Annotated in this window: 16 protein-coding genes and 1 tRNA gene; 8 read left to right on the top strand and 9 right to left on the bottom strand. The window is 35.0% G+C overall.

Translation table 11 applies throughout. From position 1 onward, the window contains the following. Window positions 1-150 precede the first annotated feature (150 nt). The 3 genes from rplM (at window position 151) to FZC37_RS00760 (ending at window position 1,147) form a co-directional block, all read left to right on the top strand. The gene (rplM, locus tag FZC37_RS00750) at window positions 151-621 is read left to right on the top strand and encodes a 50S ribosomal protein L13 (RefSeq protein ID WP_148951830.1); all 471 of its coding nucleotides are present in this window, start codon (window positions 151-153) and stop codon (window positions 619-621) included. Window positions 622-624: 3 nt separating this feature from the next. Beyond that, window positions 625-1,026, top strand: a complete 402-nt coding sequence (gene rpsI, locus FZC37_RS00755) for a 30S ribosomal protein S9 (protein WP_148951831.1) — start codon at window positions 625-627, stop codon at window positions 1,024-1,026. 49 nt (window positions 1,027-1,075) lie between these two features. Beyond that, a tRNA-Met gene (locus FZC37_RS00760) sits at window positions 1,076-1,147 on the top strand. Here the strand turns inward: FZC37_RS00760 and gltX are convergent. From gltX to thrS, 7 genes are all read right to left on the bottom strand, one after another. Further along, window positions 1,145-2,497 carry a glutamate--tRNA ligase gene (gltX, locus tag FZC37_RS00765; RefSeq protein ID WP_148951832.1) on the bottom strand — a complete coding sequence of 451 codons (1,353 nt, stop codon included), beginning with the start codon at window positions 2,495-2,497 and terminating at the stop codon, window positions 1,145-1,147. The genes FZC37_RS00760 and gltX overlap by 3 nt on opposite strands. 9 nt (window positions 2,498-2,506) lie before the next feature. Further along, on the bottom strand, window positions 2,507-3,193 hold the full coding sequence (locus FZC37_RS00770) for an FIG domain-containing protein (RefSeq protein WP_148951833.1): 687 nt from the start codon (window positions 3,191-3,193) through the stop codon (window positions 2,507-2,509). Beyond that, entirely contained in the window at window positions 3,194-3,760 is a 567-nt protein-coding gene (efp, locus tag FZC37_RS00775) for an elongation factor P (protein ID WP_216363374.1), read from the bottom strand. 155 nt (window positions 3,761-3,915) lie between these two features. Continuing rightward, window positions 3,916-4,593: a 4-hydroxy-tetrahydrodipicolinate reductase gene (locus tag FZC37_RS00780; RefSeq protein ID WP_148951835.1), complete on the bottom strand. Its 678-nt coding sequence runs from the start codon at window positions 4,591-4,593 to the stop codon at window positions 3,916-3,918. Further along, on the bottom strand, window positions 4,583-6,448 hold the full coding sequence (mnmG, locus tag FZC37_RS00785) for a tRNA uridine-5-carboxymethylaminomethyl(34) synthesis enzyme MnmG (protein ID WP_148951836.1): 1,866 nt from the start codon (window positions 6,446-6,448) through the stop codon (window positions 4,583-4,585). Before mnmG ends, FZC37_RS00780 begins: the two co-directional genes overlap by 11 nt. 180 nt (window positions 6,449-6,628) lie before the next feature. Further along, window positions 6,629-7,183, bottom strand: coding sequence for a translation initiation factor IF-3 (gene infC / locus FZC37_RS00790; protein ID WP_148951837.1), 555 nt, complete (start codon window positions 7,181-7,183; stop codon window positions 6,629-6,631). Window positions 7,184-7,267: 84 nt separating this feature from the next. Beyond that, complete coding sequence (gene thrS, locus FZC37_RS00795) at window positions 7,268-9,154, bottom strand: threonine--tRNA ligase (protein ID WP_148951838.1); 1,887 nt, start codon at window positions 9,152-9,154, stop codon at window positions 7,268-7,270. Between the two features lie 85 nt (window positions 9,155-9,239). On the opposite strand from thrS, the gene pth reads away from it, so the two are divergent. Genes pth through FZC37_RS00820 form a run of 5 tightly spaced genes read left to right on the top strand, consistent with a single transcriptional unit; the run spans window position 9,240 to window position 14,398 of the window. Then, window positions 9,240-9,815, top strand: coding sequence for an aminoacyl-tRNA hydrolase (gene pth, locus FZC37_RS00800; RefSeq protein WP_148951839.1), 576 nt, complete (start codon window positions 9,240-9,242; stop codon window positions 9,813-9,815). After that, window positions 9,805-10,890, top strand: coding sequence for a redox-regulated ATPase YchF (gene ychF, locus FZC37_RS00805; RefSeq protein ID WP_148951840.1), 1,086 nt, complete (start codon window positions 9,805-9,807; stop codon window positions 10,888-10,890). Before pth ends, ychF begins: the two co-directional genes overlap by 11 nt. A 46-nt stretch (window positions 10,891-10,936) precedes the next feature. Then, on the top strand, window positions 10,937-11,815 hold the full coding sequence (locus tag FZC37_RS00810) for a glycine--tRNA ligase subunit alpha (protein ID WP_148951841.1): 879 nt from the start codon (window positions 10,937-10,939) through the stop codon (window positions 11,813-11,815). Continuing rightward, window positions 11,808-13,925 (top strand): glycine--tRNA ligase subunit beta, encoded by a 2,118-nt coding sequence (glyS, locus tag FZC37_RS00815; protein ID WP_148951842.1) that lies wholly within the window; start codon window positions 11,808-11,810, stop codon window positions 13,923-13,925. The genes FZC37_RS00810 and glyS overlap by 8 nt, the downstream gene beginning before the upstream one ends. 2 nt (window positions 13,926-13,927) lie before the next feature. Next, complete coding sequence (locus tag FZC37_RS00820) at window positions 13,928-14,398, top strand: transcription antitermination factor NusB (protein WP_148951843.1); 471 nt, start codon at window positions 13,928-13,930, stop codon at window positions 14,396-14,398. 1 nt (window position 14,399) lies between these two features. Here FZC37_RS00820 and FZC37_RS00825 read toward each other — a convergent pair whose 3' ends face one another. Both FZC37_RS00825 and mtaB read right to left on the bottom strand, forming a co-directional pair. Beyond that, window positions 14,400-15,404, bottom strand: a complete 1,005-nt coding sequence (locus FZC37_RS00825; RefSeq protein WP_148951844.1) for an NAD(P)H-dependent glycerol-3-phosphate dehydrogenase — start codon at window positions 15,402-15,404, stop codon at window positions 14,400-14,402. Next, the gene (gene mtaB / locus FZC37_RS00830; RefSeq protein WP_148951845.1) at window positions 15,401-16,672 is read right to left on the bottom strand and encodes a tRNA (N(6)-L-threonylcarbamoyladenosine(37)-C(2))-methylthiotransferase MtaB; all 1,272 of its coding nucleotides are present in this window, start codon (window positions 16,670-16,672) and stop codon (window positions 15,401-15,403) included. The genes FZC37_RS00825 and mtaB overlap by 4 nt, the downstream gene beginning before the upstream one ends. Window positions 16,673-16,675 lie beyond the last annotated feature (3 nt).

Below are 16,675 nucleotides of genomic sequence, written 5' to 3' on the forward strand. Positions count from 1 at the left end.
TATAGGTGGCTTTAAAACAAGCAGTGGCAACACATGATTGTCTTTTGGAGTTGACATGATTGTAGAATTGTCTAGAATTTTGGTTTAGAGTGATGTTCACTACTGTAGAATATGTAGTGTGATTTGTTTTATCAAAGTATTGGATGATTTGTGCAGACTGGATTATATAGAAAAAAAGACATAAAAAAAGAGTGGTTGTTGATAGACGCAAAGGATGCTGTAGTTGGCAGACTTGCTAGTCAGATTGCTAAAATTTTAATGGGAAAGCATAAGCCTGGTTATGTGCCTTACTTAGATTGTGGTGACAATGTTGTAGTGGTGAATGCCGACAAGGTTGCGTTTTCCGGTCGTAAGGCTGCTAAAAAGCATGGTAAGGTGTACTATCGTCACACTGGTTATGTTGGTGGAATTAAGCAATGTTCAGCCTCACAGATATTGTCAGGTCCATTTCCAGAACGTGTTTTGCAAATGGCTGTTTTAAGGATGCTGAAGAAAAATGCTAGAAGAAGTACTCTTATGAAAAATTTGAAGTTGTTTAAAGGCGAAGAGCATGTTCATAAGGCACAAAATCCTAGAATTTTGGACTTAAGCTGTAATAGTAAGAATTTTATAAAAAGTTAGGCTATGAGTAGTAATAGTGTTTGCACCGTAGGACGTAGAAAAACTTCTGTGGCTCGATTGAGGTTATCTGTCGGTTCTGGTGTTTATACGGTTAATGGACAGTGTATTTCTGAATATTTTGGTACTGGCATTGGTTCGCTCAAGTCTAAAAAAGTGTTAGAACCCTTTGTCGCTTCTGATAAAGAAGGGCAATTTAGTTTTTCTTGTACTGTTTCTGGTGGTGGTAGAACTGGCCAAGCTGAAGCAATGCGACACGCCGTGGCAAGAGCACTTGAGAAGTATGATGTATCTCTGCGCGGCATAATGCGTAAAAATGGTTTTTTAACTAGAGATTCTCGTGAGGTAGAAAGAAAGAAATATGGTTTCCATAAGGCTAGAAAGAGGACGCAATTTTCTAAGCGTTGAGAATTTTTTGGGGATTTATACTTACTTGATTTGAGTAATCAGTATGATTGGCGAGGTAGCTCAGTGGTAGAGCAGTAGGATCATAATCTATTGGTCGGGGGTTCGATCCCCCCCTTCGCTACCCTTCCGTTTTATTTTGTGTTACTGCGATCTGTATCTGAATTCTGTCTACAATCTCATCTCTTGTCATGAGTTGGAGTAATTTTGCAATACTTGGTCCATGTGTAAGTCCTGTAAGTGCTACTCTTATTGGTAAAATTAACTCTTTACCATTTTGATTTGCTACCTTAGAGATATTTTCTGACCACTCTTTCCACGTTGTTTCTGTTATTTTTTCTGGTAGTAACTCTACTGTTTGTTTTAGGTAGTGTTGATCCAAAGTAATACTGTGTTGAACTGGCTTAACATATATTATGTCATGCCATAAGTATATGTCATTTATATAACTTACATTTCCACTAATGCAATCCCAAAATTTCTCAGAGATATTGAGTTTATTATTTAACAGAGATTGCACTTGAGAATAGCTGAGAAGCTTTAGATGTTGTTTATTTAGTCTTGCTAAGGTGGTTGAATCGTATTGAGTATTGCTTGTAGACAGTTTACGTAGGTCAAAATGTTGGGTTAACTGATCTACAGAATCATATAGAGTAACGTTGTCCGAAGTACCTATTTGAGACAAGAAATTTGTCAATACTAAAGGAGTGATCTTATTTTTTAATGACTGAATGTCGTGCCCTCCTACTCGTTTTGAAATTTTACTATCTTGAAAGCGCAGCAAACTAATATGAGCAAATTGTGGTATTTGTTTGCCTATGGCTTGCATCATTTGAATTTGTATAGCTGTATTCGTTATATGATCTTCACCACGAATTATAGTTGAGATAGAATACTCTATATCATCTATTACAGAACTTATAAGGTAAGTGATGCTACCATCTTCTTTTATTATCACAGGATCGCTTAAAGATGTTGTATCTATAGATACATTTCCTCTTACAAGGTCATTCCATTCTAGTTTGACATTGTCTAATTTAAACCTGTAATACGGATTACGTCCCTCTTTTTCATATTGTTTTATTTTATCTTGGCTGATTTTTAGACTAGCTCTATTATATTTTGGTGGCAATTTATTTACCAAGCAGAGTTGTCTATGCTGTTCTAATTCTTCTTTTGTTTCATAGCATGGGTATGCTTTGCCTATGGAAATAAGATATTGCGCAAAATGTTTGTATATCTGTGTTCTTTTAGATTGAAAAATAAGATCCTTCCATTCTATACTTAACCATCTTAGATCAGAGAATATTGCATTACAAAATTCTTTACTCGTATTGCTTGCGTTTGTATCGTCGATTCTTAAAAGAAAATTTCCTTTGTGCTTTTTGGCATATAAGAAATTGATTAGTGCTGTTCTTGCGTTACCAACATGTAATAAGCCTGAAGGAGACGGAGCAAATCTAGTAATTTCCATTAAAGTGCTTTAGTCGTTTTCTCGTGTGTATTGTTTTTTATACTCTTGTATGAGTAGTTGTGCACTTTTTTTTGTTGCTAAGTCCATATTTTTTGTATGTATCATATCTACTTTGTTTGATATTAGCGCCCAGATACAATATGTTGCAGATCCGACATTTAATTCTGTTATGCCTTTAGGTGGCATTTTATATTCATTAGTGCATGAGATTGGTGTATCTATTTTGGTAAATTGAGGACAATATACACGTGTAAAGCAGTCATGAGCTGTATCTTTTATCCATGTACCTTCTCTTGACACTGCGTAGCACGTATGATTTAAGGCAGGAAAGTCGATCAAGCACGCCTGCACATTTTCACCCTTAGGTGAAATTTTTTGTAAAAATATTACAAAGGCAAAGAACGGTAAAGCTCGAGAAAAATTTGTTACTCCTTCTATTGGGGTAACAAAACATACATTATCCTCTGTTATATTTTGCTGTTCATCTACTTCGTCTGAAAAAATAACTTTGGTTTGTTGTTGCTCGTTAAAAAAAAATATTATGTCTTTTTTTATTTTTTTTATAGCTCCTTGAACAAATTTGGTTGTATTACTTTTTCCATTTTGTAGCAAACATAACTCTAGATAATCTCTGCGTAGTAGCATACTTGGCTTTTCTGCGCCTTTATGTAGCAGGCGTGCTAATATTAGAGACATTTATTTTACTTTTTCTACAAAAGAACCATCTGATGTCTTTATTAATATGTCATCACCATTGTTTAAATATGGTGGAACAGATACTGTTAAAGATTCTGAAATGATTGCTTTTTTATATGATGCTTTGGCCGTTGCGCCTTTAATGCTGGGCGGTGTGTCTTGTATTGTTGCTACTATTTCATTTGGTAATACTATGAGAATGGGATTATCCATGTAGAACAGTATTGCTACTTTTATCCCATCTAAAAGGAATTTTTTTTCTGTTCCTATTTTATCTTCATTAAGTTCAAATTGCTCAAAACTCTCTAAGTCCATAAAGAAAAAACTGTTCTCATTTTGGTAGAGAAATTGACATTTCTTTTCTTCTATATGAGCCTTTTCTACTACGTCGGCGGAACGAAATCTCTTTTGAACTTTTGTATTTGAAGTTAAATTTTTCATTTCTACTTGTACATACGCAGGTCCTTTTCCAGGTTTTATATGCTCTGGCTGCTTTGTGACCGAGAATAGACAATTGTCCATTACAAGCACATTACCTGCTCTTATGTCATTAGCATTGACTTTCATAAAATAGGGCCGTAATTGTAGTTTGTTATATTTTACAGAAAAACGTTTTAAATAAAAAATTGTTTTATCTATAGGGATTTGCATTTACAAGAATGTAACAATATTTTGGCAACGGGGCAACTAGCTCTCGTGTCAAAAATGTGTATAGAATATCTTTAAAGAAAAACATCTTGCATAGAATATAAACTACCTGACTCTTTATTTAATAGCCACTTTGCTGCTTTTATAGCACCTAATGCAAACGGTTTTCTGCTGGTTACTTTATGTGATAATGTTATTTCTTCATCTTCTCCAAAAAACATGACTTGGTGTTCGCCTATGCTTTTACCGGCTCTTATTGTTGTATGATCGTGTGTACGAGATATCTGTTGAGAAATCATTAAAGCTGTTCCAGAAGGTGCATCTTTTTTATCTTTGTGATGTATATCCAAGATTGTGGTGTCAAAAGAAGATGGTAGTATTTGCTCTATTGCTTTAGATGCTAACGCTAACGCTGTTGCTCCTATGGTTGTATTAGGAGCATACAAAATAGCATTCTTCTTTGCCATCTTTTTTAAATACAACATTTGTTTGTCATTAAATCCTGTTGTTCCTATTATTACCTTTGTGGAATGTTTCGTAGTTTCTTCTAGAAGAGCAATTGTTCCTTTAGGGCTAGAAAAATCAAATATTATTTTTGCCATTTTACATAGCGTTTGTAATGTGGTGTCGGAATTTGTGTTTCTTGCTGCAGATAGATAAAATGTGCCATCTTGTAGGATAGCTTTTCTTAGCATTTTTCCCATTTTTCCAGACGATCCGTTAATCCCAACTGGAATATTTTTAGCAGACATAAGAATTTTTACTTTTTTTACTTAGCTGCTTTATGTGAAGTATAAGAGCTATAATGGCAGAGGGAGTGATCCCTTCTATCATTTTTGCTTCTTTTATGGTGTTAGGTTTATGTATAGAAAGCTTTTCTTTTATTTCTGTAGATATACTTTCTAGAGAGAGAAAATCTATATCATGTGGTATCTTGCATAAATCTTCTTTTCTTAGCATTTCTATTTCTTGATTTTGTCTCTTAAGATATGGTTCATATTTTGCCTCTATTTCTAGAGATTTCACGATGCTTAAGTCATTTTTATCTAATTGTGGCATTACGGCAAGAACGTCTTCTGCATGATAATGAGAGCGAGAAAGCATCGTATAAGCTGAGGTAGGAGCGTGATTTTGTAATGCAGAATCTGTTGTGCATTTTACAGTGGTTTGAGAGAGTAACTGCCTTAGCGTATTCATGGTTTTCATTTTTCTTTCGAAATGCTGCTTTCTTTCCTTTCCTATACACTTTATTGCATCTGCTAGAGGCGACAACCTTGCATCTGCATTGTCTTGTCTTATGCTGATACGATATTCCGAGCGAGAAGTAAACATTCTATATGGTTCTTGTACACCCTGTGTTACAAGGTCGTCTATCATTACTCCTATATATGCTTGTGTTCTATCTATTATGAAAGGTGGTTGATTTTTTACTATTAAAGCTGCGTTAATTCCTGCTATTATCCCTTGTCCTGCAGCTTCTTCATAACCTGTTGTGCCATTAATTTGTCCTGCGAAAAAGAGCCTACTAATTTTTTTTGTTTCGAGAGATTGTCTCAGTTCTGTTGGATTCACAAAGTCGTATTCTACAGCGTATCCTGGTGTGATCATTGACACATTTTCTAATCCCTTTATTGTTCTTAAAAACAGGAGTTGTATCTCTTCTGGTAGGGAGTTACTTATTCCGTTTGGATATACTACATTTGTTGACAGTCCTTCTGGTTCTAGGAAGATTTGATGTGCTGTTTTATTTGCAAACCTTACAACTTTTTCTTGAATTGATGGGCAATATCTAGGAGCTATACTGTCTATTTTATAAAGCCTTACCCCAGATTTTTGTATGTTATTTTTTATTATTTCATGAGTTTTTTCATTAGTGTGTGTAATATGACAATCTATCTGTGGCACATGTATCACGTTGTTTAAGTATGAGAATGGTCTTGGAATTTCGTCACCTTGTTGGGGGGTAATTTTGTCATAATTTATAGTATTTTTATCTAATCTGGGTGGAGTGCCGGTAAACAATCTTCCTAAAGCAAAATTGTACTCTTTCAGTGTTTTTGATAGCCCATAAGTAGCTTCTTCGTTTATTCTTCCCAAGGGTTTGGATTGTTTGCCTATACACACTACTCCTGATAAAAATGTCCCTGTACATAAAACTACTGATTTTGCATTAATTACACTGTTGTCAAATAATTTTACTGCTTTTACAGTGTCATTTTTTACTATGATATCTTCTACTTTTGAGAAAAGGATTTTTAGACCTTTTTGTTGTTTTAATAGTTTGGTGACGGCATGTGCATATAATTGTCTGTCTGCTTGTGCTCTTGGGCCCCACACTGCAGGGCCTCTACTTTCGTTAAGCATTTTATAATGAATGCCAGCTTGATCTATTGCAACTCCCATAATACCGTCTAATGCATCTACCTCTTTGACTATGGTTCCCTTCCCTATGCCGCCTATCGATGGGTTGCATGACATTTGCCCTAAATCAGATTGACGTGGTGTAATAAGTAAAGTATTAGCTCCTATTCTGGCAGCCGCAGCTGCAGCTTCACATCCTGCATGACCTGCTCCTATAACAATTACGTCAAAATCACTTTCTATCATAGAAGAATTTAAAACAGATTATTAACAGAGACTTTGATACTATCTTTCAGGTAGTATTTCATAATGACAACTTTTCAGCTTAAATGTAAAAGGCATTTTTGCACTAACTCAATTATCCTTTAATAAATCTACCTTATCACATGGTGAGGATAAAATGGCAATGAAGATGTCTATTGATGGTTATCTATTTTTGGCTTGAGATATTTGCATCACCATATTTCTTCCTTCGAATTTTGGTTCATAGTCTTTTGTTGCTATAGATGAGACACTATCCCAAATTTTATCTAACACTTTTCTTCCTTGTTCTGAGAATAATACCTCCCTGCCTTTGAATTTCATGTATATTTTCACTTGGGCTCCATCTTGTATAAATTTGGTAACTTGTTTTATTTTGACGTCAAGGTCATGAGCTTCTATTGATGGCTTCATTTTCACCTCCTTCAGTTCAACCTTTTTTTGTTTCTTTTTTGCAAGTTGCAGCTTTTTTTTCGCTTGATATTTGAGCTTTCCTAAATCTGCTATTCTGCATACAGGAGGTGATGCTGTTGCAGAAATTTCAATTAAATCAAGGTTTTGTTCTGCAGCCATACTTAACCCTTTTTCTAAAGGACATACGCCTACCATGTGTCCATTGACGTCAATCAGCCTAATTTCTTTAGCTACAATTTGGTTATTTGCCTTGAAAGACTTACCTATAAACTTCTGTATAAAATACCTACATATATAATTTACAATGTCAGTACCACTTGGTACTAAAACATAATATCACGACTGAGCAAGTATAAGTTTTTCTGATACAAAGCTCAACACCCTTGGAAATTAAATAGGGTAAGAAGATTTGATCAAGTTGATAAGTTGCTCTATTTGCATTGTGGTTGTTACACCTTCTCTATCACGTACGCTGATATTTCGCTCATTCATTTCATTGTTTCCTATTATTGCGATAAAAGGAATTTTTTGTTTTGTTATTTCTCTTATTTTATACCCTATGGTGTCATTTTTTATATTAAGAGCAGCGCGAACACCGTTTTGCACAAGGATTTTGTGTGCCGAGGTGGCATAATCTGTACATGCAGAAACAACGGTGGCTATGCTAACTTGTACAGGTGATAACCATACTGGCAACTTGCCTTCATAATGTTCTATTAGAATACCTATAAATCTTTCAAAAGATCCTAATATAGCTCTGTGAATCATAACTGGGTAGCATTTTTCCCCACTAGAGTCTATGTACGTTGCCGAGAGTCTCTTAGGAAGTATAAAGTCCAATTGTAATGTGCCGCATTGCCAGTTTCTTTTTATGGCATCTTGCAGATGAAATTCTATTTTAGGTCCATAAAATGCTCCTTCTCCTTTTTCGTAAGAATAAGGGATATTAGTTTTTTCTATTGCTTTTAGTAGCGATTGTTCTGCATGGTCCCAGGTACTATCATTTCCTACTCGTTCTTTTGGTCTGTCTGCAAATTTCATTGTTATGTTGGTAAAACCAAAATCTTTGTACGTTTCTTGTAACAGTGTGCAAAAATTAATTGTTTCTTCTGTTATTTGCTCCTCAGAGCAAAAAATATGAGCATCATCTATAGAAAAGCTTTGCACTCTCATTAATCCATGTAATGCTCCTGACGCTTCGTTTCTATGACAGATTCCAAATTCTGACATTCTTATTGGTAATTCTTTGTAGCTTTTTAGCCCTTGTTTAAATATTTCTACATGGCATGGGCAATTCATAGGTTTAAGAGACATATCTTCTTTACTTAAGATAAACATGTTTTCTGAAAATTTATCCAAATGTCCTGAGGTGCGCCACAGATCATTTGAACATAATATTGGAGTTTGTACTTGTACGTAATTGTTTCTCTGTAGTTTCTTTTTTATGTATTGTTGTATGACATCTAGTATTGCGAAACCGTTCGGGTGCCAGAATACCATACCTGGAGCTTCTGTTTGCCAATGAAACAGATCTAAGTACGATCCGATTTTTCTATGGTCACGTTTTTTTGCAGATTCCAACATAAGCAAATAATCCTTTAATTGTTGCTTTGAACTCCATGCTGTTCCATAGATTCTTTGCAACATTTTATTGTTTTTATCTGCCCGCCAGTATGATCCTGATACCTTCATTAATTTTACGTGTTGTACAAATGATGTATTTAATCCGTGAGGACCCTTACACAGATCTGTAAAATTCCCCTGTTTATAACAAGTTATTTGTTCCGATTCTGGTATATTGTTTTTTATAATATCTACCTTGTACATTTCTTGTTGCTGAGAGAAAAAATCTATTGCTTCTTCTCGTGACATGTTTATTCTCGTTATTTCACAGTTAGACTTAGCAATATTTTTCATTTCTTTTTCTATGTTCTGAAAATCACGTTCTGTTATTTTATATTCTAGGTCTATATCGTAGAAAAAGCCGTCTTCTATTACAGGTCCTGTAGCAATTTTTGCTTCTGGGTAAAGATTTTTTATCGCTTGAGCTAATATATGGGCTGCATCGTGTCTTAACACCTCCACAGATTCAGAATCTTGTGTAGTAATAATGCGCATTGTGCATTGAGAGTCAAAGATGTCGCGCAAATCATATAATTTATCTTCTATTAACACTGCTACAGCATTTTCAATGTTTAAAGTACGTGCTATTTGTATACCAGAAGAGCCTAAGGCCACTTGAGTTGTTTTTCCGTTGGGTAAAGATATTGAAATCATGCTAAAATTCTAAACGTTTTGTATAAGTGCCTTAAGTGTATAATTGAGTTACTTTTTTTTAAAGACTTTCTTGATTCATGTATATATGATTCTTGTGTGTGGGCTTGGCAATGTTGGAACGACATATCGTTGTACACGTCACAATGTTGGGTTTTTTGTGGTAGATATGATAGCAAAGCAGTACTGTGAGGAATTTACTTTCTGTAGTAAATTTGACGCCTTTGTTGCAAAATTATCTATCAATGCGTGTCATGTAACTTTGGTAAAACCATCTTTGTTGATGAATAATTCTGGTGTTTCTTTAGGTAAGGTAGTGCATTATTACAAGGTTGACCCGGATAAAGTTATAGTAATACATGATGATATTGATTTGGCATTAGGTAGAGTTAAGCTTAAAAAAGCTGGTAGTGCCGGAGGGCATAACGGAATTAAATCTATAGATACCTTTTTGGGAAATGAATATTGGCGAATAAGAATTGGTATAGGGCGTCCTGATTTTGGTGATGTGAGTAATTATGTGTTGTCTCGGTTTAGTGGTGACGAACTTACTGTAATTAAAGAAATTACTAAATTTATAGCGCAAAGTTTTGATTTAGGTGAATGGAAAGATATAAGGAAATATATAAACGAACGTTTAATAAAGAAGCAACATGAGTCTTAAATGCGGTATTGTAGGGTTACCTAATGTTGGCAAGTCTACCTTGTTTAATGCTCTTACTGGTTCTAGCAAAGCTGAGGCAGCTAATTATCCTTTTTGTACGATAGAGCCTAACTCTGCTAAGGTTCCTGTTCCTGACATACGTTTGCAACAATTAGCTGCTCATGCTAAGTCTGATTCTATCATCCCTGCTTACGTGGAATTTGTTGATATTGCTGGATTGGTTTCCGGCGCCAGTAAAGGTGAAGGGTTAGGAAATAAGTTTCTTTCTCATATAAGAGAGGTAGATGCTATTATGCATGTAGTAAGGTGTTTTGACGATAGAAGCATATTACATGTGTCTGATACAGTAGATCCTGTGCGTGATATTCAAGTCATAGAGACAGAGCTTATGCTAGCAGATTTGCAATCATTGGAAAAACAATTAACCACTTGGCGTAGACAAGCTAAATCTGGAGATTCTTACGCGCAAAATAAAGAAAAAGTCATTTTAGACCTTATTGCGCTTTTAGAAAAAGGTATAAAAATAACTAAATCTGATATTTTTGATGTTCAAAAAAATGTCATTCTATCTTTAAATCTTATTACCAGTAAGCCTTGTATATACCTATGTAACATTCCGGATATGTGTATCAATGACGGTAATGAATATTTACGTTCTGTTTATGCTTACCTGAAAGAAAGAAATGATATACCGTTATCGTTTTCTGCTCAAATAGAGTATGAGGTGTCGTTATTACAATCTGACGCTGAAAAGAGGCAATTTTTGGATACTTTGGGCCTCAAAGAAAGTGGCGTGGAAAGAGTTGCACGAGCAGCATATTCACTGTTAAATCTTGAAAGTTATTTTACGGTTGGTCCTCAAGAAACTAGAATGTGGACTATTAGTAAAGGTACTAAAGCCCCTGATGCAGGTGGAGTGATACATTCAGACTTTAGAGATGGATTTATTAAAGCTGAAGTTATTTCTTGTGAAGATTATTTAAACACAGGCAAGAAGGTGAACATGCGTATTGAAGGTAAAGAGTATATTGTGCAAGACGGAGATGTAATACATTTTCTCTTTAATAAGACGTAGATCCTGCGATACTCAAATAAGATAACCTACTAATTAATTTTATCAGATGAGCGATAAACCTTTATCTTTTCAAGATATCATCCTTAATTTGCAGAAATTTTGGTCTGAGCATGGATGTACCATATTACAACCATACGATTTAGAAATGGGGGCTGGTACTTTTCATCCTGCTACTGCTTTATATGCCGTATCTAGTCGTAGTGATTGGAACGTAGCTTATGTTCAACCTACTCGTAGACCGGCAGATAGCAGATTTGCTAACCATCCTAATCGCACTCAGCATTATTATCAGTTTCAGGTATTGATGAAACCAGCACCTGTAGATATACAGTCTACTTATTTGGATAGTTTGGCTTTTATCGGTATAGATAGTTTAAATGATATAAGATTTATAGAAGATGATTGGAAATCCCCTGCACTTGGTGCCTGGGGGCTCGGATGGGAGATTCAATGTAATGGTATGGAGATTTCTCAATTTACGTATATGCAGCAAATAGCTGGCAAGATATGTAGTCCGCCAGTATTGGAAATTACCTATGGGTTAGAAAGAGTGGCTATGTATGTTCAAGGAGTGGAGTCATTTGGTAAAATTGTTTGGAACAATGCCGAATTGCCTGTTTTGTACGAAGATATAGACTTTCCCGCTGAGCGCGAATTTTCAGCATTTAATGTGGAATATGCTGATGTGACCTTGCTGAAGAGACATTTTCAGGATTATTATGATCAATGTGAATTGATGGTAAAAGCACATTTGCCCATTGTAGCTTATGATTTTTGTGCAAAAGCAAGCCATATGTTTAATTTGTTGGATTCTAGGGGAGCGCTTAGTGTGATAGAAAGGGAATCGAATTTATCTAAAATAAAGTACTTGGCGAAAATTTGTTGTGAAGGATTATTAAAAAAGCAAAAGGTAGAAAATGTCTGAACTGATATTAGAGTTATACTCTGAGGAGTTACCGTTTTCTGCTCAAAATCAGGCTAAGAAAGACTACCCTGATATTTTTGCTAAGATGTTATCGGAATATAATTTTGTCTATGATGCACTAGAAGTATTTGTTGGCCCTTGTCGTATTACACTTCATGTCTCTGGTATGCTTAAAGAAGTGGAGCATGCAAGTCAAGATATTAAAGGTCCTAGGGTAGATGCTGGAGGAAGCGCTTTATTAGGTTTTTGTAGTAAATACGGCATAACTCCACAGAGTGATTTGTTGCAAGTTGTGACTTCTGGGTGTTATCGGTACTATTATTATATGAAGCCTGTTGAAAAAGTTTCTAGTGTTGAGGTGTTGAAGTCCATGCTTCCAAAAGCTATAGGTACTATTAGTTGGGAGAAGAGTATGAGATGGATTGATAACGATTGCATTTGGCCTCGACCGCTTAGAAGTATATTATGCTTGTTTGATGATACTGTTGTTCCAATAGAGTATTATCACCTGCAGGCCAGTGATGTTACGTTTGGTCATAAGTTTCTCTCCAAAAATTATATACAGGTGCACTCTTGGTCTGAATATTTAGAAGGTTTGCAAAATAATTTTGTGATTTTAGATCACAAAGACAAAGTAGCATCTATTAAAGAACAAGCAGAGCAGTATTTTAAAGATAAATCTTTGCGCAATAAATTATGTGGCAAATTACTAGATGAAGTTGCGTGTAGTGTCGAATATCCAAATGTTTTATGCGGTAAGATAGATGAGGCTTATGCTTCTTTGCCTTCTGAATTAGTGACTGTAGTAATCAATGAACATCAAAAATATATACCAACATATTTTGACGATGGTAATTTAGCGCCATATTTTTTGTTTGTGACTAATATGTTTACAGACCCTCGTGGAGCTATCTTGCGTGATAATGAAAGAGTTGCCAAAGCTAGGCTAGAAGATGCAAAATTTCTCTATGAGAAAGATTTGAAAGTACCACTTGATGTGCGATATGAACAGTTGGCACATGTGTTATTTCATCGATCTTTAGGCTCTATACAAGATAAGACGCGCAGATTGCAAGATATTGTTGAAATTATGGCACTGAATGCTTATGACAAGAGAGTTTTGTCAGAGGCTGCTAAATTTTGTAAATGTGATTTAGTCGGAGATGTTGTATCAGATTTATCTTCTTTACAAGGTGTTATGGGATACCATTACTCGTTGAATGCTGGTTTAAATGATGATGTTGCAAAAGCTATTTTAGAGCACTACAAGCCTCAAGGATTACATGATAGTTTGCCTACTCATAATATTGCTAAGCAGTTATCTTTGATAGATAAAGTCGATAGTTTGGTCGGATTATATGTTGTAGGGGAAAGAGCTACTGGAAACAAGGATCCTTATGGTTTGAGAAGATTGGCTATAGGTATTATCAGAATTATTTTAGATGTAGGGGTGGGAGATTTAATGACCATAATAGCAAGATGCTTGGGCTTTTATTCTGATAAAATCTCTAATAAAGACAATATTATGCGAGAAATAGTGAATTTTATTAAACATCGTCATAAAAACTTTTTACTGGAGAGTAATGTTGGATCATTGTCTTATATAGAAGCGGTGATGGAGGCAAATGATTATGACATATCAAAAGTATCTTCTAAGCTACATGCCTTGGAGGACTTTGTTAAGCATACGCGGTATGAATTTATCGTTCAGGTGTTCAAAAGAGTACACAATTTAGCGCGTTCAAATGGCGTGACAGCTGAATTTGCTAGTAAAGTGATGAATGACGTAAACAAAGAAAGTAGAATTTTACATGTACTTCGTAGAGGAGAGCATTTTTCTGCCTTACTTTCAGAATTTAGAAAAAAGGGGGCTCCAGAATTGTATGAAGAATATGCACGTGGTGTTTTAGAAGGCATGTCTTCTTATGATTCATTTAGTATTAGTTGGGATTATAAAAGCGCACTTGTAGGCCTATATGCTATATCTTTACCTCTGAACACTTTTTTGGAAAATGTAACAATTGCAGACAGTACTGTATTGAAAGTTTTACTTGGAGCTGTTTTAGAACGGTACAGCAGGGTAATAAATTTTGAGTACTTACAAAAATAGCTATGGTTTTGCTACATTCTAGGACTGTTGCACGTCTTGCTTTGACTCAGGTGTTGTTTTTACATGAATTTAGTGGGAGGTCTGCTCCGGTAACAGATATAATGCGGTTTATCTCAGAATATTATCTAAAAAAAGACTATCTGGAAGATTTTGACTCTGCTTACAATATCAAGTTGCATAATAGGTACTTCTTGCGATTATCTGAGTTTGCAATAAATAAGCTGGATATATTGGATGAGCATATTATTAAGCATGCTTCTTGTAAAACTGATATATTACATTTGTCTTTGTTACGAGCTGGCGTTGCAGAATTAATGTGCTCTGGTGGTAAAGATGTTCCTGTGGTAGTGGTTTTAAATGAGTTTACTAACATAACAGCTAGTTTTGCATGCAATGCTGGATTTGTTAACTCTGTTCTTCATGTTGTGGCGTCTAGTCTCAATCTTGATCAGGATAATGCAAAAAAAGATTAAATTATTGATCCTTTAATCTTGTTATAGCGTTAAAATGCGATTCTAAATTTTCTGGCTCTTCCAGAATGTTACTTAATACAGAGCAGAGATTTGATTTTAGATTTAGCCTATTTGCTAACGCTGTTAATTGTAATAAATTGTTTCTTCCTTCCGTTAATATTGGGTAGTCATTGATAAAGTCCATTCTCTTCTCTTTAGGAGTTTGTGCCAACTTATTGCCAAAAGTGTTGTTTCTTGATCCTGAGTTATTGCAACACAGTGACAAGTCTCCTACAACTTTAGATTGTATAACTTTACATTGAGATGATAGTTGTTTTGAGAATATTTCTATTTCTTCTAGCGCTAAAGCCACTATCCATGATTTATTATTTGCTCCGTATTCTAGCCCGTCAGACATACCTGATAATATAGCAGCCACATTTTTTACACAGCTTGCAATTTGTAAAGACACTATATCTGTTGTTGGGTGAGCAACAAAACTGTCTGTACTGATCAATTTAGATACTTCAAGGGCAAAAGGCATTGTGTCCGCCCCTACGACAGTATGAGATGGCATATCGCATGCAACTTCTATTGCTAGATTAGGTCCTGCTAGTATAGCGCACCTATTCCCTAATATTTTGCTTGTTATTGAGGAGAGAAGAGATCCGTCTGTTAGTAATCCTTTTGTTGCTATTACTATGATAACTTCTTTGCTAATTTTAAGAGAACGTAATTGTAATAGTGTGTCTTTAAAGTCCTGTGAGGCAATGGAAATGACTATGCACTGAGAATCTTGTATATCTTGAATGTTTGTAGACGATATTAAATTTTTTGGTAATAAAGGAAAGCTTGGTAAAGAGATATTTTTTTTATGCGTATTGATTGCATTTGCAACATTTAAGCGGCGTGTAACAATTACCAGCTCATCAACATTTTTACATAACTGAATTGCTATTGCCGTTCCCCACGCACCTGCTCCTATTATTGATATTTTTTTTGTAATTTCATATAAAGAAGCATTCATGTAACTTTTTGTGATAAAACATGATCAGTATTGGCGTGTTTTAGCCTAACCTTAATCAATGTATTCGGTGAGATAACGCCTCCTTCTACTTTGATTGGTATGTAGTTTTCCGTGTAACCTTTATTATTCTTTTCTATTAAAGTTATATGATGTGTATTTAGATGTTTAGAAAAGAATTCCTGTTGTTGTTGTTTTCCTTCTTTAATTAAAATATTTGCACGTATTTTTCGTTTTTCGAAAGCTACCTGAGGCATTCTAGACGCTGGTGTATTTTCATGAGGTGAAAATGGGAATACATGCAAAAATTGAATTTTTGCCTCTCTAACCAGATCTATTGTATTTTGGAACATTTCTTCTGTTTCGGTAGGAAATCCTGCTATTATGTCAGCTCCGAACGCTATTTCTGGTCTTAAAGTTCTCACAAAGCTACAAAATTTTAATACTTGTTCTCTTGTATGCCTACGTTTCATTCGTTTTAAAATCATGTTATCTCCAGACTGTAGGCTAAGATGTATATGCGGCATGAATCTTGGTTGCGATTGTATCACATCTAACAAATCTTTATTGATTTCTGCTACATCTACAGAAGATAATCTTAATCTAGGAAGGTCAGGAACTAAGTTTAAAATTCTCTTTACCATTTGCCCCAACGTGGGTTCGCCTGGTAAGTCTTTTCCATAATCAGTAATATCTACTCCAGTAAGTACAACCTCTTGATATCCTTTTGATACCAAGGTTTTAATTTGTTGTACTAGAGATCCTATTGGAGTTGACCTACTATTACCTCTTCCAAATGGTATGGTACAAAAAGTGCATCTGTGATTGCAACCATTTTGTACTTCTAAAAAAGCTCTAGTATGATTTTCGAAGTGCTGAATTATATTTTTATTAGTATGTTTAGAGGACAATATGTCTCCTACTTGTATCTTATCTTTCAGATTCAGATCAACGTAGCTTTGTTGATTCATTTTTTCTTCGTTTCCAAGCACTAAATTAACACCGTGCATTTGAGAAAAATCATGCGGTTTAATTTGTGCCGCACAGCCTGTGACTATGATTTTTTTGTTTGGATGTGTTTTACAGGCAGAGTGTACTGCTTGTTTTGATTTTCTGAGCGCTTCTTGAGTGACTGAACATGTGTTTATTACTATGCACTCTGTACTACTTGTGTCAATTAAATGTTTCTTTATTACCTCTCCTTCGTAAATATTGAGTCTGCATCCCAAATTTATGACTTGATTACCAGCTGTTTTTATTTTTTCTGCCATGTT

The organism is Candidatus Sneabacter namystus (assembly GCF_008189685.1).
GTDB classification, from domain to species: Bacteria; Pseudomonadota; Alphaproteobacteria; order Rickettsiales; family Rickettsiaceae; genus Sneabacter; species Sneabacter namystus.

Coding starts and splice junctions, on each gene's coding strand:
- pth (WP_148951839.1), top strand. CDS start 9,240: ATGATTCTTGTGTGTGGGCTTGGCAATGTTGGAACGACATATCGTTGT.
- rpsI (WP_148951831.1), top strand. CDS start 625: ATGAGTAGTAATAGTGTTTGCACCGTAGGACGTAGAAAAACTTCTGTG.
- glyS (WP_148951842.1), top strand. CDS start 11,808: ATGTCTGAACTGATATTAGAGTTATACTCTGAGGAGTTACCGTTTTCT.
- FZC37_RS00770 (WP_148951833.1), bottom strand. CDS start 3,193: ATGTCTCTAATATTAGCACGCCTGCTACATAAAGGCGCAGAAAAGCCA.
- gltX (WP_148951832.1), bottom strand. CDS start 2,497: ATGGAAATTACTAGATTTGCTCCGTCTCCTTCAGGCTTATTACATGTT.
- FZC37_RS00825 (WP_148951844.1), bottom strand. CDS start 15,404: ATGAATGCTTCTTTATATGAAATTACAAAAAAAATATCAATAATAGGA.
- FZC37_RS00780 (WP_148951835.1), bottom strand. CDS start 4,593: ATGTCTGCTAAAAATATTCCAGTTGGGATTAACGGATCGTCTGGAAAA.
- FZC37_RS00820 (WP_148951843.1), top strand. CDS start 13,928: ATGGTTTTGCTACATTCTAGGACTGTTGCACGTCTTGCTTTGACTCAG.
- efp (WP_216363374.1), bottom strand. CDS start 3,760: ATGAAAGTCAATGCTAATGACATAAGAGCAGGTAATGTGCTTGTAATG.
- mtaB (WP_148951845.1), bottom strand. CDS start 16,672: ATGGCAGAAAAAATAAAAACAGCTGGTAATCAAGTCATAAATTTGGGA.
- mnmG (WP_148951836.1), bottom strand. CDS start 6,448: ATGATAGAAAGTGATTTTGACGTAATTGTTATAGGAGCAGGTCATGCA.
- FZC37_RS00810 (WP_148951841.1), top strand. CDS start 10,937: ATGAGCGATAAACCTTTATCTTTTCAAGATATCATCCTTAATTTGCAG.
- ychF (WP_148951840.1), top strand. CDS start 9,805: ATGAGTCTTAAATGCGGTATTGTAGGGTTACCTAATGTTGGCAAGTCT.
- thrS (WP_148951838.1), bottom strand. CDS start 9,154: ATGATTTCAATATCTTTACCCAACGGAAAAACAACTCAAGTGGCCTTA.